This window comes from Hyphomonadaceae bacterium ML37 (genome assembly GCA_027627685.1).
Classification (GTDB): domain Bacteria; phylum Pseudomonadota; class Alphaproteobacteria; order Caulobacterales; family Maricaulaceae; genus Oceanicaulis.
Window position 1 is genome coordinate 2,131,141 of the sequence record CP091241.1, and the last position, 15,176, is coordinate 2,146,316.

The 15,176-nt window shown below is 68.3% G+C and carries 14 protein-coding genes; 5 read left to right on the top strand and 9 right to left on the bottom strand.

What is annotated here, in order from left to right:
* A complete protein-coding gene (locus L2D01_10510) occupies nucleotides 1-1,374 on the bottom strand; it encodes a glutamate--cysteine ligase (protein ID WBQ09328.1) in 1,374 nt (457 codons plus the stop codon).
* A gap of 169 nt (nucleotides 1,375-1,543) precedes the next feature.
* Here L2D01_10510 and L2D01_10515 point away from each other — a divergent pair, with 169 nt between their 5' ends.
* On the top strand, nucleotides 1,544-4,051 hold the full coding sequence (locus tag L2D01_10515; GenBank protein ID WBQ09329.1) for a hypothetical protein: 2,508 nt from the start codon (nucleotides 1,544-1,546) through the stop codon (nucleotides 4,049-4,051).
* 52 nt (nucleotides 4,052-4,103) lie between these two features.
* On the opposite strand, the gene L2D01_10520 is transcribed toward L2D01_10515, so the two are convergent.
* The gene (locus tag L2D01_10520) at nucleotides 4,104-4,964 is read right to left on the bottom strand and encodes a 16S rRNA (uracil(1498)-N(3))-methyltransferase (protein WBQ09330.1); all 861 of its coding nucleotides are present in this window, start codon (nucleotides 4,962-4,964) and stop codon (nucleotides 4,104-4,106) included.
* Between L2D01_10520 and ubiA the strand changes: the two genes are divergently transcribed.
* On the top strand, nucleotides 4,963-5,886 hold the full coding sequence (ubiA, locus tag L2D01_10525; protein ID WBQ09331.1) for a 4-hydroxybenzoate octaprenyltransferase: 924 nt from the start codon (nucleotides 4,963-4,965) through the stop codon (nucleotides 5,884-5,886). The genes L2D01_10520 and ubiA overlap by 2 nt on opposite strands.
* A gap of 4 nt (nucleotides 5,887-5,890) precedes the next feature.
* Here ubiA and L2D01_10530 read toward each other — a convergent pair whose 3' ends face one another.
* From L2D01_10530 to L2D01_10550, 5 genes are read right to left on the bottom strand one after another with little or no spacing between them, the layout of a single operon-like run.
* Entirely contained in the window at nucleotides 5,891-6,550 is a 660-nt protein-coding gene (locus tag L2D01_10530) for an ABC-type transport auxiliary lipoprotein family protein (protein ID WBQ09332.1), read from the bottom strand.
* Complete coding sequence (locus L2D01_10535) at nucleotides 6,547-7,503, bottom strand: MCE family protein (GenBank protein WBQ09333.1); 957 nt, start codon at nucleotides 7,501-7,503, stop codon at nucleotides 6,547-6,549. Before L2D01_10535 ends, L2D01_10530 begins: the two co-directional genes overlap by 4 nt.
* Nucleotides 7,504-7,527: 24 nt before the next feature.
* Nucleotides 7,528-8,304: an ABC transporter ATP-binding protein gene (locus L2D01_10540; protein WBQ09334.1), complete on the bottom strand. Its 777-nt coding sequence runs from the start codon at nucleotides 8,302-8,304 to the stop codon at nucleotides 7,528-7,530.
* Nucleotides 8,301-9,452, bottom strand: coding sequence for an ABC transporter permease (locus tag L2D01_10545; GenBank protein WBQ09335.1), 1,152 nt, complete (start codon nucleotides 9,450-9,452; stop codon nucleotides 8,301-8,303). Before L2D01_10545 ends, L2D01_10540 begins: the two co-directional genes overlap by 4 nt.
* 60 nt (nucleotides 9,453-9,512) lie before the next feature.
* Nucleotides 9,513-10,682, bottom strand: coding sequence for an MFS transporter (locus L2D01_10550; protein ID WBQ09336.1), 1,170 nt, complete (start codon nucleotides 10,680-10,682; stop codon nucleotides 9,513-9,515).
* A 161-nt stretch (nucleotides 10,683-10,843) separates the two neighbouring features.
* Between L2D01_10550 and L2D01_10555 the strand changes: the two genes are divergently transcribed.
* Genes L2D01_10555 through L2D01_10565 form a run of 3 tightly spaced genes read left to right on the top strand, consistent with a single transcriptional unit; the run spans nucleotide 10,844 to nucleotide 13,895 of the window.
* Nucleotides 10,844-12,076 (top strand): glycosyltransferase family 4 protein, encoded by a 1,233-nt coding sequence (locus L2D01_10555; GenBank protein WBQ11637.1) that lies wholly within the window; start codon nucleotides 10,844-10,846, stop codon nucleotides 12,074-12,076.
* Nucleotides 12,073-12,795: a class I SAM-dependent methyltransferase gene (locus L2D01_10560; GenBank protein WBQ09337.1), complete on the top strand. Its 723-nt coding sequence runs from the start codon at nucleotides 12,073-12,075 to the stop codon at nucleotides 12,793-12,795. Before L2D01_10555 ends, L2D01_10560 begins: the two co-directional genes overlap by 4 nt.
* Nucleotides 12,792-13,895, top strand: coding sequence for a hypothetical protein (locus tag L2D01_10565; protein ID WBQ09338.1), 1,104 nt, complete (start codon nucleotides 12,792-12,794; stop codon nucleotides 13,893-13,895). The genes L2D01_10560 and L2D01_10565 overlap by 4 nt, the downstream gene beginning before the upstream one ends.
* Here L2D01_10565 and L2D01_10570 read toward each other — a convergent pair.
* Together L2D01_10570 and L2D01_10575 are read right to left on the bottom strand one after the other, a co-directional pair.
* Nucleotides 13,864-14,496 carry a class I SAM-dependent methyltransferase gene (locus L2D01_10570; protein WBQ09339.1) on the bottom strand — a complete coding sequence of 211 codons (633 nt, stop codon included), beginning with the start codon at nucleotides 14,494-14,496 and terminating at the stop codon, nucleotides 13,864-13,866. The genes L2D01_10565 and L2D01_10570 overlap by 32 nt on opposite strands.
* A gap of 13 nt (nucleotides 14,497-14,509) precedes the next feature.
* Nucleotides 14,510-15,121: a hypothetical protein gene (locus L2D01_10575; protein WBQ09340.1), complete on the bottom strand. Its 612-nt coding sequence runs from the start codon at nucleotides 15,119-15,121 to the stop codon at nucleotides 14,510-14,512.
* Nucleotides 15,122-15,176: the final 55 nt, after the last annotated feature.

The window sequence follows — 15,176 nt, forward strand, 5'->3', positions numbered from 1 at the left end:
TTAATACGCCGCCTCTTCAAAAATCGGATCCAGCTTGCCGCCCCAGGCGCCGTGATAGCGCTCCAGCAGGCGTTCGGCGGGGCTGATTCCGGTCCCGGCGATGGCGTCGAGATCATCGAGGAAGAGCGCCTCGTGCTCGCCATGGGCGTTGAGGCGGGCGCGCGCTTTCAGGCCTGAGCGCGCGATGGCCAGCACGTCCTTGGCCACGTCCTGCAAAGTGCGGGTGCGGAACGGGGTTTTCAGCGCAAAGCGCGCCGCGCCGATGCGCAGGCAGGCGCGCTCCTCGCGCGTCCAGTCATTCACATACTCCCAGGCCGCGTCCAGCGCCGCATCGTCATAGAGCAGACCCACCCAGAAGGCCGGCAGGGCGCACAGATTGCTCCACGGACCGCCATCGGCGCCGCGCTGTTCCAGGAAGGTTTTGAGGCGCACTTCGGGAAACAGGGTGGAGAGATGATCCTCCCAGTCGCTCAAGACCGGGATCACGCCCGGGAGCGCGGGGAGTTTGCCCTGCAGGAAGTCGCGGAAGGACTGACCCGAGGCGTCGATATACCGGCCCTCGCGCTTGACGAAATACATCGGCGCATCCAGCGCCCAGTCCACGTACTGCTCGTAACCGAACCCCTCTTCGAAGGCGAAGGGCAGCATGCCGGTGCGGTTGGGGTCCACATCGGTCCAGACATGGGCGCGGTAAGACAGATATCCGTTGGGGCGTCCGTCCGCGAAGGGCGAGTTGGCGAACAGGGCCGTGGCCACCGGCTGCAGCGCCAGCGAGACGCGCATCTTCTTGACCATGTCCGCTTCGCTGGAGAAATCGAGATTGGTCTGGACGGTGCAGGAGCGGAACATCATCTGATGGCCGAGCCCGCCCACCTTGGGCATGTAGTCGCGCATGATCTGGTAGCGCGCCTTGGGCATCATCGGAATGTCGGCCAGCGCCGACACCGGCGTGAAGCCGAGGCCCAGGAAGCCCGCCCCGATCTCGTCGGCCACCTCACGCACCTCGCGCAAATGCCCGTTCACCTCGCGGCAGGTCTCGTGCAGCGTCTCCAGCGGGGCGCCCGACAGTTCAAACTGTCCGCCCGGCTCCAGCGTGACGGACCCGTCCTGGCGTTTCAGGGCGACCGTCTTGCCATCCTCGATGATCGGCTCCCAGCCAAACCGGGTCAGGCCTTCGAGCATTTTGCGCACGCTGGCGCCCTCGCTCACATAGGCCAGGGGCTGGCGGGTCTCGCGGGTGAAGCCGAACTTTTCGTGCTCGGTGCCGATGCGCCAGCGTTCGCGCGGCTTCTCGCCCGAGGCCGAGTGCGCGATCAGCTGCGCCTTGCTCTCAATGGGATCGCCCTCACCGCCGGGATTATAGGTTCCGCTCATGACAGTCTCGGGCCTTTCGCCATTCTACGTCCCGGTCACTTATGCGGAGGCAGGCCCACGGGCAAGGGCGCAGCCTGTCGATAATTGTCAGATGGCCCGGCGCGCGCATGGGATAAACTGGGATGTGATGCGGGAGGCCGGGATGCGGAACAGGTTGTTGAGTGTGTGTATGCTGGCGATGTGCGCCGGCGGCGCGATGGCGCAGGAGACGCCTGACGACCCCTATGCGGCGCTGCGCGCGCCGGGCGTGGCGGCCTATGAGGCGGGCGATTTTGCGCGCGCCTACACGCTGTTTGAAGGCGTGATCGAGGCGATCCCGGCCAGCGACCCGGCTGAGCGGGCCGACGCCGCCTTCTCGCTCGCCATACTGGCCCATAGTCTGGCAGAGCCATTACGGGCGCTCGAATGGCTCGACCGCGGCTTCGCGCTCCAAGCCGAGGCGCAAACGCCTGCAGCCAACTACGCCAACTATCTCAATTATGCCGGCACGATCAGCCTTGAAGCGGGCGAAAACGAGCGCGCCATCGCCTATCTGCGGCGCGCGATCGAGGCGTTGCCGGAGACGGCTGACACGCTCGACGCCCGCGGCAGCACGTTCAATGCCCTGGCCAACGCCCTCAATGCATCAGGGCGCCATTACGAGGCCAGCGAACGGCGGCGCAATGCGCTGGCCGCCTATATGGCGCTGTACGGCCTCGACCACGCCTATGTCGGGATCGTGCTGGAGGGGCTGGCGTCGGATGTGGGGGCGGACGGCCATATCGGCCAGGCCATCGACGCCCGGCGCGACGCGCTGCGCATTGCGCTGTCCACCCGCGAGCCCGGCGATCTGTCGGTGGTGACGCTGGCCGGCGTGCTGGCCGATCAGATTGCCGCGGACGGCGACCCCGCAGGCCTGATCCGTGTTGCAGACATAGTGCAGGATACGGCCGGCAACACCCGGCACAGCGCCCGCATCCTGTCGGAAATCGCCACCCGGTCGCAGGCGGCAGGTGACGCCACAGTCTCAGCGGATCTGCACCAGCGCGCCTACCGCGCCGCGCAGGCGGACCCGGATACGCCGGATGACCACCTGGCGACCTATATGCTGAACCGGGCCATAGGCGTGCAAAGCGCCGATGGATACGCGGTGGCTCTGCCCTTGCTGGAGGAGCATCACGCTTTCGTCCGGCGCATGGATGGCGAGCCGGGACTTCGGACCGCCGCGGCCTCTGAACGGGTGTGGACGGCGCTGTTCCGGCTGGCCCGTTTTGCGCAGGCCGAAGCCAATGCCCGTGAGCGGCTGGAGGCACTGACCGCCCGAGCCGACTTTCCGGCCATCGAGATCGGGCGGGCCTATGAAAATCTCGCCTTGTCGATCCATGAGCAATACCGCCCGAACGACGCCGGTCCGGTGTTCGCGCGCGCGCTGGAAATCCTGGACCGGACCGACGGCGCGGAAGGCATTCTGGCCAGCCTGCTCGACGCCTATGCGATCCATCTGGTTTACAACGCCGACCGGGATGAGGCGCTGGCCATCGCCCGGCGCAATGTCGCCCTGCGCGCCGAACTGTTTGGCGAGGCCAGCGCCGAATATGCGCGCGGGCTGAACACGCTCGCCTATGTGCAACGCCGCAACGGCATGACCTATGCGGCACTGGAATCGCTGGCAGGCGCCGAGGCCATTTATGACGGGCTGGGGCCCTCCATGACCGGGGCGCGAACGCAGGTGATGCTGCTGCGCGGGCAGATACTCTACGAGCAGGGCCAAGTGGCGCAGGCCGAGAGCGTTCTTGCCGACGCTGATCTGCTGATCGACCCCTCCCAGGCCAACCAGCGTCGCGTATGGCACACGCGCATGGGCCACATACGGCGCACGCAAGGCCGGCTGACCGAAGCGCTTTTCCATTTCAACGAGGACTTGGCTTCATCCACGGCGCAACGCGGCGAGCAAGCGCGCGCCAACGCCTTTCCGCTATTGGAGATCGCCAAGACCTTGCGCATGCAGGACAATCTGACCGAGGCCGAAGCAATGGCGCGCCGGGTACTCGCCCTTCACGCCGCCTACGGCGTGACGACGGGCAGTGATGTCGGCATCGCCTGGGGTGAGCTGGCCGCCATATTGTCTGCGCAGGACCGCCACGACGAAGCCTTGCAAGCTTCTGAACAGTCGAACATCCTCACCGCCCCGGTCTGGCCGCGTGGAACGCAAAGGCGCGCCCTGCAGGACTTCAATCACGGCATGCTCCTGATGGCGGCCGGCGAGTATCAGGAAGCCGAGCAGCAAACGCGCCTGGGCATCGGCGATTTCCGCAGTATTGAAGGACATTCACCCGTGTTCCTCGGCACGATGATGAATGCGCTCGGCTATCTCCTCGAGCAACAGGGAGCATACTGGCAGGCCGCTGAGGCCTATCGCGAGGGACTGGACCTGCGCGCCGGGCGGCTGACCAATGACAATCCGGCTTTGGCCAGCGGGCGGGCCTTTCTGGCGCGCATGCTGATTGACGCGCTTGATGAGCCGGCAGAGGGGCTGGCGCTGTTCCGGGCCGCGTCACGCGGGCTGGTTGAAGGGATCGTGCTGCGCGCGGGCACAGCGGCGGATGAAGGCGCGGACGGTGTCGAGTTTGCGCAGAAGGACGCGTTCTTCACCGCCCATCTCGAAGCTTTGTGGACCAACGCCCACCCGCCGCAGTGACGCCTCGCTCCCGCGATGAGCGATGTCCGCTGCCGCGGTTCTAAGATCGGCCTTAATCGGCTGGAGACCCGTCAAACGGCGCAGGGTCCTCGCTCCAATCGCCCATCGCCGCCTGCCATAGCGTCAGTGCAGCGGCGGCGGCGGTGTCGGCGCGCAAAATGCGCGGCCCCAGGCTGACCGCCAGCACGCCGGGCAGCGCCCGCAGCCGCTCACCCTCCTCCGGCGCAAACCCGCCCTCCGGACCGATCAGGATGGACCAGGTCTCCAAAGGCTGGAGCGCCCCCTCCCGTACCGCTTGCAGCGCCTCCAGCATCGGAACGCCCCCTGTCTCGTCGCAGAAAATCAGCCGCTGTCCCTCCGGCCACGCGTCCAGCAGCGCCTCCAGTTTCACCGGTTCGCCAATGTCCGGCACGTCCAGGCGTTCGGTCTGTTCGGCGGCTTCGCGGGCCAGCGCTGACAGACGGTCGGTGCGCACGCGCTCGGCATTGGTGCGCCGGGTGAGCACCGGGATGATGGCGCGCGCGCCCAGCTCGGTGGCTTTCTCCACGATGAAGTCGGTGCGCGCCTTCTTCACCGGGGCGAAATACAGGGTGAGAGGCGGCGGGACGGACTGGGCGCGCAGGCGCTCGGCGATCTCGAGGCGCGCCTCGCGCTTGCCGGCGGACGCCAGCACCGCGCGCCATTCGCCGTCGCGCCCGTTGAACACCCGCACGCTGTCGCCGGGCTGGCGGCGCATGACCGACACCAGATAGTGCGCCTGATCGCGTTCCAGGGTCAGGCTGGCGCCCTGGCTCAGGGACGCGTCAACGAACAGGCGGGGATTGGTGCTCATGGACCGGGTGTATCGCGCCGCCCTGCCCTGCGGCAAGGCGCGCTTGGCCGCCGGGGCGCAGGCGCGATAGGGTGCGCCCATGACCCTCAACCCTGATCGTCCCGTCCTTGATTCCCTGCCAAAGACCTGGGTGGACCGCGCGCCTGCGTTCGCCCGGCCCTATCTGCGGCTGGCGCGCTATGACCGGCCTGTGGGTTTCTGGCTGCTGGCGATCCCGTGCTGGCTGGGACTGGCGGCGGCGCGGATGGAGACAGGGATCGGCTGGGATGATCTGCGCCTGGCGCTCCTGTTCGGCATTGGCGCTGTGGCCATGCGCGGGGCGGGCTGCACCTGGAATGACATGATCGACCGCGATCTGGACGCGCGCGTGGCGCGCACCGCCGACCGGCCGCTGGCGGCCGGGACAATCAGCCTGCGTCAGGCGCAAATCTTCCTCGGCGCGCAGCTCTTCGTCGGCCTGATCGTTCTGGTCATGCTGCCTGTGCCGGCCATCCTCACCGCGCTCGCCGCGATGGTGCTGGTGGCGGCCTATCCCTTCATGAAGCGCATCACCTGGTGGCCCCAGGCCTGGCTCGGCCTCACCTTCAACTGGGGCGTGCTGGTCGCGGGCGCCGCAGCTGGCGCGCTGTTCACCCCGGCTATCCTGTTCCTCTACGCCGCCCTGGTGGTGTGGACGCTGGGCTATGACACCATCTACGCCTGTCAGGACAAGGAAGATGACGCGCTGGCGGGGGTGAAATCCTCCGCCCTGCGGCTGGAAGGCGCAGTCAAACCCTTCGTGCTCGCCTGCTACATTGCCTCGGCGGCGCTGGCGCTGGCGTCCGGGCTGGCGGGCGGCGCCGGCATCGCCTTCGCGCTCGGCTTTGCGCTCTACGCCGCGCACCTGTTCCACATCGCCCAGACTTTTGATCCGGAGCAGAGCGATGCCTGCCTGATGAAGTTCAAGGCCAGCGTCTCCACCGGCCTGCTTCTCACCGGCGCCTTCCTGCTGGGCGGGCTTTAGGGCCTCAGCGGCAGGCTTCCGCTTCCGGATCCGCCTCGCACACGGTCTGCGCGGCCCAGCGGGCGATGTCGCGCGCCGCCTCGTCCGCCGCGCTTGAGAACGCGTCCACAATAGGCCCCTGACGATGAGCGCTGGCGCGGACCTCGTGATTGAACACCTGACGCGCGGCCAGAATGCGCTCGTCGCGGTCGATGATGCGCGCGCGCACAGTGACCCGCGCCAGCGGCGCGGCGCTGTCACCCTGATCATACACCGCCTCGAACCGGCGCAGCGCCACGTCCAGCCGGAAGCGCGCGCTCACCCCGTCCTCGGCGCGCACCGGAGAGACTTCCGGCGCGACCGCCTGGAAGGCGTCTTCCAGTACGCTCTCGAACATCGCCGGAGCAGGCGAGGCCCAGGCGGCGCCAGCCATGTAGGCGATGGCGCCGTCACGGTCGATGGCGATCTTGTCACCGGCCAGCGCCCGCGGCGCGGACACGCGCTCCACGCTCAGCGCAATCGCCCCGCGTACGGGCGCGCTGGCGGTTTCGGAGGATCCGGTATCCAGCCGGTAGAGCATGCGCGGATTGCTCTCGGGCAAAAGCGAGATGCAGCCGGTCAGGGCCAGCGTAGCGGCTAAAGCAGCGCCCAGCGCCAGCGGCCGGGTGCGGTTGGGAGCGCTCATTGGGGTACCTCCACTTCATCACCCGGCGATCGGGCGACAAACCCGGACGGATCTTCTTCCAGATCAAGGACGATGCGTTCAATGGCCGCCAGCGCGGCGCGCAGGTCCCGGATGGCTGCGGTCAGCTGGCCCAGACCCTCCTCAGAGAAACGCTCCAGGCCAGGGCGCAGTTCGGTCAGCATGGCGTAGGTTTCCTGAGACGCGCGGTCGACCTCGATCGAGGCGGCAGACACGTCGGCCACCATCACTCCGACCTCTTCGGTCAGGAAGGTTTCAGCCGTGCGGCCGAACTGCTCCAGACTCACCGCCGCGCCCGACACGTCTTGCGCGGCCTGATCGAGGCTGCGCAAGGCGGTGCGCAGCTCCGAGACCAGCCCGTCTTCCTGCGCGAGTTCAGCGGTAATGACCTCGATATTGCTCATGGTGCGCGAGAAAGTGGCGACATTCTCCTCGTTCAACAGCGCGCCCACGCGCGTAAACGCGACCTGCGAGCTCTGCAGCAGCGTTTCGCCCCCGGATATCAGCTCGTCCAGCTGGGTCTGGCGCGCATAGATGCGCGGGGCGCGATCGCCGAACCGGCCCTCCAGCCGCGCCGCCTCCTGCGATCCGCCGGACACCTGGATCAACGACAGGCCGGTCAGGCCCTGGGGCTCCAACTGGGCGACCGAGTCCACCTTCACCGGCGTGGTCGCATCCACGCGGATGCGCGCCACGACCTGCGTCGTGTCCTCAGGGTTCAGGCCCAGATCGGTGACCTCGCCCACTTGAATGCCGTTGAAGCGCACTTCCGACGCCACGCGCAGTCCGCGCACCGGGCCGTCGAACAGCACGTCGTATTCGCGGTACTCGCGGTCGAACGCCATCTGCGACAGCCAGAGCGAGAAGAACCCGCCGGCCAGCACCAGAAAGACCACAAAGAAGCCGACAAGGGCGTGATGGGCTTTAGTTTCCATGGGTCAGTCCGCCTTCAGCCATCTTCATTCTCCCGCGCCTGTGCGCAGCGCAGCCCGCCCGCGCGGTCCGCCGAAATATTCCTGGATCCACGGGTGCGGGTTCTGGGTCAGCTCCGCCAGCGGCGCGTTGGCCACCACGCGCTTTTCCGCAATCACCGCGACCCGGTCGCAAATCGCGTGCAGCGTATCAAGATCGTGCGTGATCATCACCACGGTGAGGTCCAGCGTCTGTGACAATTGCTTGATCAATGTGTCGAAATTACCAGCCGCGATGGGGTCCAGACCCGCTGTTGGCTCGTCCAGGAAGAGAATATCGGGGTCCAGCGCCAGCGAACGCGCCAGCGCCGCGCGCTTGCGCATCCCGCCCGACAGCTCCGAGGGCAGCTTGGCCGCCGCCTCCGGCTTCAGATCGGCCAGCGAAATCTTGAGATCGGCCAGCTCCTCCATGAGCGCGCGGCTCATGGACAGGTGCTCGCGCATGGGCGCCATGACGTTCTCGCGCACGCTCAGCGCCGAGAACAGCGCGCCGTACTGGAACAGCACGCCCCAGCGGCGCTCCAGCGCCAGCTGGTCCTGTGAGGAGAATGCCGAGCGGGCCTTGCCATCAAAGTAAATCTCGCCCTCGGCCGGGACGAGCAGGCCGAGGATGGAGTTGAGCAGCACCGACTTGCCCGAGCCCGAGCCGCCGACAATGCCCAGCACCTCGCCGCGCCGGACCTCCAGGTCCAGCCCGTCATGGACCACGGTCTTTCCAAACCGGGTTACCAGGCCGCGCACTTCGATGAGGGGCGGCGCGCTCATATGTCCAGCTCCAGATAGAGCATGGCGAACAGCGCATCGATGAGGATCACGGCAAAGATCGCCTGCACCACCGCCGTGGTCACTGACGAGCCCAGGCTCTCCACGTCGCCGCCCACTTTCAGGCCGTGGCGGCAGCCGATGATGGCGATGATCAGGCCGAAGACCGGCGCCTTGGACAGGCCCACGAACAGGTGCTGGATCGGGACTGAGTCCTGCAGGCGCACGATGAACTGGGCCGGCGAGATGTCCAGCGACGCCCAGCTGACCAGCATGCCGCCAAACAGCCCGCTGAGCATCGCCGCCAGGGTCAGAAGCGGCGCCATCACCACGCAGGCCACCAGCCGGGGCAGGACCAGCACTTCATACGGGTCGAGCCCCATGACCTTCATGGCGTCGACTTCCTGCTGCATTTTCATCGACCCGATGGACGCCGTGAAGGCCGAGGCCGACCGGCCCGCCAGCAGGATCGCCGTGATCAGCACGGCGAACTCGCGCAGCACGGCGATGCCCACCAGGTCGACCGTGAAGATCGAAAAGCCGAACACTTCAAGCAGGTTGGCGCCCATGAAGGCGACCACAGCGCCGATGAACAGGGACAGGACGGCGATGATCGGCAAGGCGTTGACGCCCACCGATTCCATCAGCGCCACCATGGATGTCACACGCCAGCGCGTCGGGATCGGCGCCACCACCAGCGCGGTCAGCACCGTGCGCCCGAAAAACGCGAAACTCTCCACGGTCTCGCGCCAGACGCCATGGGTCCCCGCGCCGATGCGCGCCATGATCGCGATGAGAGAGCGGTCGATATCGGGTTCGGGATCGCAGCGCACATTGCGGGTGCGCATCTCGGCGATGAGGCGCCGGGCGGTGGGATGTTCGCCGATATAAGCGGCGTCATCGTCCGTCTCCGGGCACGAGCCGAGGGTGCGGCCCAGAAGATAGGCGCCCGCCGTGTCGATGCGTCCAAGACCTGTGACATCAATGGCCAGGCTGCCCGGATCGCTCTCGGCTTCGAGCTTGCGAAGGGGCGCATCCTGCCGGGCGATAGACTGCACCACCCAGTCGCCGCGCGGCTCCAGGATCAGGCGTCCGGCCTCCAGGCGCGTCGACAGGCTCGCGCTGCCCGGCTTGATCGTTTCGGCGCTCATATTCGCGTCTGGACCCCTTTGCCCTCGCCGGTCAGACCCTTGGTCTCAAGTCCGGCGAGATTATGGCCTGCTTCGCCCCCGATTTGCGAGCATTATGGCGCAGGCCAGGCCGAGGCCTGCCGGGATCGCCATCATGGCGAACCCGCCCGCCCCGAACGCCGCATAGGCGAAACCGGACGCAAAACTGGCCGCGGCCAGAACCAGCCCGCCCGACAAGGCCGAGTTGACTGCCTGGGCCGTCGCCGCGAACCGGTCGGAGACGTGATCAGACGCATAACGCAGGAAACCCAGATAGGTTGCACCAAAGCTGAGCGCATGCAGGCCTTGCAACGCGAACAGCGCCGCGAGCGGCGGCGACAGGGACAATAACCCCCAGCGCAGGATCGCCGCCGCGCCGCCTAGCGCGATCAGCACGGCGGGCGGAAAGCGCGCCATATAACGCGCCGACAGGGTGAAGAAGACGATCTCCGCGCCCACGCCGGTGGCCCACAGCGCCCCGATCCAGGCCGGGGCGATCCCCTGCGCCTGCCAGGCCACCGCCGAGAAAGTATAGTAGAACCCGTGCGCGCCCTGGATCAGCGCCGAGGCCGCAAAGGCCAGCGGCATGCCGCCCGCCACCAGCGCGGCGCGCACGCCCGGGCGCGGAACGCCGGCCGGCGGCGCCGGGGCGCGCCGGCCTTCAGGCAGCCAGAACGACGCCAGCACCGCCAGTGCGGCCCCGGCCAGCGTCCAGTACAGGGCCGCCTCCCCGCCGAGCAGGGAGATCAGCGCGCCGCAACCCACATTGCCCAGAATGAACGCCCCGGACCCGATGGCGCGCGGCGGGCCGAACGCGAACCGGCGCCGGCGTGATTCGCCCATGGCGAACGCGTCGATGATCGGGTTGATTCCGGTATAAGCGCCGCCCGCCAGCCCTGCCAGCGCGACGATAAGCCAGGGCTCATGGGCGGGGATATGCGCCAGGAAGATCAGCAGGGCTGCAATCGAGAACGCCGCCACCGCCATGCGCCGGCGCGGCGCGCGGTCGGCCAGATACGCCCCCAGCGGCGCCGCCAGCACCCGCCCCGCCATGGCCGCCGCGCCCGCCGCGCCAATCATTTCAGGGCTTAAGCCCCGCGCCTCGAACCAGACCGGCATGTAAGGCAGATAGGCGCCAAAGCCGATATAGAAGGCGCTGTAGAACAACGCAAAACGCGCCGGGCGCGGCAGGGGGAAAAGGCGCGGTATCATGGCTGCAGGCTCTAGCGCGGCGGGGCGGTGAGTGGAAGGCGGCTGCACCTTTGAGGCCTGGGTGAACAGCGTTTGCTCTTGGCCTTCGCGCGCGCGCGCTATAGCGTCCCGCGCCGATGAAGGACGCCCTCGCCCCCCCTCCCCGGTCCGCGCCCTTGCGGGTGCTGGTTACGAGCTACCGCTCCCACCCCCATGTGGGCGGGCAGGGTGTTTATGTGCGCGAGCTGACACGGGCGCTGACGCGCGAGGGCTGCGCTGTGACCGTCGCCTCCGGCCCGCCTTATCCGGAGCTGGATGAGGGAATCGCGCTGGAGCGCCTGCCCTCCCTGGACCTGTTCAGCGTGCCCAACGCCCTGATGGCGCTGCGTTTGCGGCATCTCATGTCAGCGGCGGACCGGCATGAATGGGCGGCGCACAATACCGGCGCGTTTGGCGAGATGACCGCCTTCGCGCTGCGGCTGGAAGCCTTCATGGCGGCCAATGCCGGCCGGTTCGACGTGATCCACGACAACCAGACCCTGGCCCTGCCGCTGGCGCGCATCGCGCGGCGCACGCCGGTGATCACCACGCTCCACCATCCCATCGCCATTGATCGCGATTTCGCCGTCGCGGGCGCGGCGACGCGCATGGGCCGCATCCTGTCGGCTCGCTGGCATTCCTTTGTGGAGGTGCAGGCGCGCGCGGCGCGAAAACTGGAGCATTTCCTGTGTGTGTCAGAGGCGTCGCGTGCCGCCTATGCGCAGCGCTGCGGTGTGGATCCGGCGCGGATACGCGTCGCCCATAACGGCATTGATCACGCAACGTACTATCCCGATCCGGCGGTCGTCCGGGAGGGGGATAGCGTGGTCGCGCTTGCCTCTGCGGACGTGCCCATAAAGGGCCTCGACGTGCTCATCGGGGCGCTGGACGTGTTGAAGCAGCAGGGCAGACCCGTACGCCTCACCGTGATCGGCCAGTTGCGTGAAGGGCCAGCCAAACGCGCGCTCGAACGCGCCGGGCTGTTGGACCAGGTCAGCTTCGTCTCCGGCCTGACGCGCGAGGCCATCGCCGATCTCTACCGGCGCTGCACGGTGTTCGTCTCGGCGTCGCGTTTTGAAGGCTTTGGCTTTCCCGCCGCCGAGGCGATGGCCTGCGGCGCGCCGGTGATCGTGTCCGATGGCGGCGCCCTTCCCGAGGTGGCGGGCGATGCCGGTGTGGTGACGCCGGCGGGCGAGAGCGCGGCGCTGGCCGAAGCGCTGGGCGCGCTGCTGACCGATCCTGAACGCCGCGCGCGGATCGGCTCCGCCTGCGCCGCGCGCGCCGCCACGGCCTTCCGCTGGGAGGATCATGCGCGCGCCGCCATTGATCTCTACGAAACCGCCCTGGCCGCGCGCGAAGGCGCCTCTCTCTCATGATGGTCACGCTGCGCCTGGATGCGCTGGACCTGCAGGATGGTCAGCGTGTGCTCGATCTCGGCTGCGGGCGGGGACGCCATTCCCATGCGCTGTACTGGCATGCGCGCGCGCTGGACGTGGTGATGCTCGATCTGTCGCTGGAGGATCTCAAAGGCGCCGTCGATGGCTTCTTCGAACTGCCTCCGCCGCCGCAGGAGCCGCCGCGCAGCGCCGTGTGGTGCGTGGGCGACGCGTCCCGCCTGCCCTGGCCGGACGCCAGCTTTGACGTGGTGATCTGCTCAGAAGTGCTTGAGCACCTGCCTGATGTGGACGCAGCGCTCAAAGAAATCACCCGCATCCTGAAGCCCGGCGGCCGGTTTGCCTTGTCCGTCCCGCGCTACTGGCCCGAGGCGATCTGCTGGCGCCTGTCTGAAGGCTATAGCAACACGCCCGGCGGCCATGTGCGCATCTTCAAGGATGGCGACCTCAAACAGCAGGTCGAGGGGCGCGGCCTCACCGCCTACAAGCGCCACCACGCCCACGCTTTGCACAGCCCTTATTGGTGGCTGCGCTGCGCCAAATGGGACCGCCAGGAAGAGAGCCGCTCGGTGGCGCTCTATCGGCGCTTTCTGGAATGGGACCTGATGAAACGCCCCCGCCTGACCCGCTGGCTGGAAGCCGCGCTGAACCCCGTGCTGGGCAAATCCGTGGCGATGTATTTTCGCAAGGAGGCCGCATGAGCCCGCGCGCCCTGCATCTGGGCGTCGATGTCGCCGCCTGCGCCGACCGGATCGAGGCGCTGCAGCGCCGTGACGGGACCATTCCCTGGGTCGAGGCCGGGGTGTGGGATCCGTGGAACCATGGCGAAAGCGCCATGGCGCTGGCCGTCGCCGGGCGCGGCGAGGCCGTGGCCAAGGCGCTGGACGCTCTGGCGGCGCGTCAGGAAGCCGATGGCGGCTGGACCGGGGAGCTGGGCGCGGGCGTGCCCATGGACGAAACCGGCGAGCGCATCGCGCCGCCCGCCATTCCCGTCACCGCCCGCGACACCAATTTCACCGGCTATGGCGCCGTGACCGTGCTGCGCTGCGCGCTGGCGCTGGACGAGCCGCGCCTGATCGCGCGCCACGCGCCCATGGTGACGCGGGCCCTCGACTGGGTCGCCGCGCGCCAGTGCGAGACCGGCGACATTGTCTGGCGCGACCCCGATCCCGGCCAGCCGCTGGAGGAGATCGACTCCCTGCGCGCGGGCAACGCGTCGCTGTTCAAGAGCTTTGAAGCGGGCCTGCGCATCGCCGACGCGCTGGACCAGCGCAAGCCCGACTGGGCGCGCGCCCGCGCCGCCATTGCCCATGTCTTCAATCACACGCCCGAGCGCTTTGACCGGATGGGCGAGGACCGCACGCGCTACGCCATGGACTGGTATTATCCCGTCCTGACCGGCGCGATCCGGGGTCAGGCGGCGCGTGCGCGGCTGGAGGCGGGGTGGACGAAATTCGTGGTGGCCGATCTCGGCTGCCGCTGCGTCGCCGAGGAACCCTGGATCACCGCCGCTGAAACCGCCGAGCTCGCCATGGCGTGCCTGTCATTGGGCTGGCGCGACCGGGCGCTGGGCCTGATCAGCGATCTCGCCCCGCTGGCGCGCGGCGGCGGGGGCTACTGGATGGGCTGGCAGTTCGATCTGGGCATGATCTGGCCCAAGGAGCGCCCGGGCTGGACCTCGGCCGCCGTGGTGCTGGCCGCCGACGCCCTGTTCGAGATTGCGCCCGGCCATGATCTGATGGTGCGCCACGCGCGCCCCGACGCCTGGCTCAAACCCGGCGCAGAAACTCGAGCGTATTGACCCGGCCCGCCGGCTCGAACAGGCCGGACGCCATGGCCAGCTTCCAGATTTCATAGGGCGGACGCCCGCCATCTTTCGGGTCCGGGAACACGTCATGGATCGCCAGCAATCCGCCGCGCGCCACATGGCCAGCCCAGGCGCGATAGTCGCTGAGCGCCGTCTCCATGGCATGCCCGCCATCGATGAACACAAAGGCCAGCGGGCCTGACCAGGCCGCGCCTGCCACATCCGAGCGGCCGACCATAGGGATCACCCAGCGTTCGAGATCAGCCAGCGCCAGCGAGCGCCGCAAGGCGGGCAGCGTGTCCACGCGGCCCAGCTCGGCGTCGAACAGGTCCGGGTCATGATAGCCCTCGCCGGGCTGGTGCTCTTCCGAGCCGCGATGGTGATCGACAGCGAACAGCACCCGGCCCGTATCGCGCGCGGCGCGGCCCAGATACACGCTGGACCGCCCGCACCAGGAGCCGATCTCCATGAGCGGCCCAGGCGCAGCGGCGGCGGCTTCCAGCGCACGCGCATACAGCGCCCCGCCTTCGTCGGGCGCCAGAAAACCCTTGATGGATTGCGGATCGAGCCGGTCGCCCGGTATCGCCAGGGCCATGACGCCGCTGAGCCTAACTGACCGCGCCGAGGCGCGTGGCCCAGCGGCGCTCGGCCAGCGCATCGGCGGCCAGCGCCAGATGCTGCTCGGCCTCGTCCAGGTCAGAGAGCGCCCCGGTCAGGCGCCCGCTTTCGGCCTCGGCTTCTTCGGCGACGGATAGGAAGAACCCTTGTGCGCGCCGCACCGCCGCCAGCGCGCCTTCGACCGCCGCGAGATCCGCGGCCAGCGCCTCGGGCCCCGCGTCGGAGGCCGAGGCCGCGCGCATCGCCAGCATGGCGGTCTGGCGCGACAGGCCGGCGAGCCGCTCCAAATCTGCGGCCAGCACAGCAGACGGGTTGTCCTCGGCGGCGTCCAGGTAGCGCGCCACGGCGCGGTCGCCGGAGCTGTCCTGGCCCCGGATCAGGCGCGCCAGCAAGGGCGTATCGCCCAGCGTCCAGCCTTCATCGTCGATCAGGGTGCGCAGGCTGGTCGCCGATTGGTGAAGTTCGGCGTGGACCGCCTGGCCCGGCGCGCCATTGAGGCCGGCCGACATATCGATGGGCGCGCCCGCACACGCGCCCAGCGAGACGCAAGCCAATAGCGCCGAAGCGGTCAGACACGACCGCATCACCTTCACACCACGCACTCTGTCTTCCCTCGCATTCGCCGGGCGGCGCCCCCTCCGACACCGCTTTCAACTC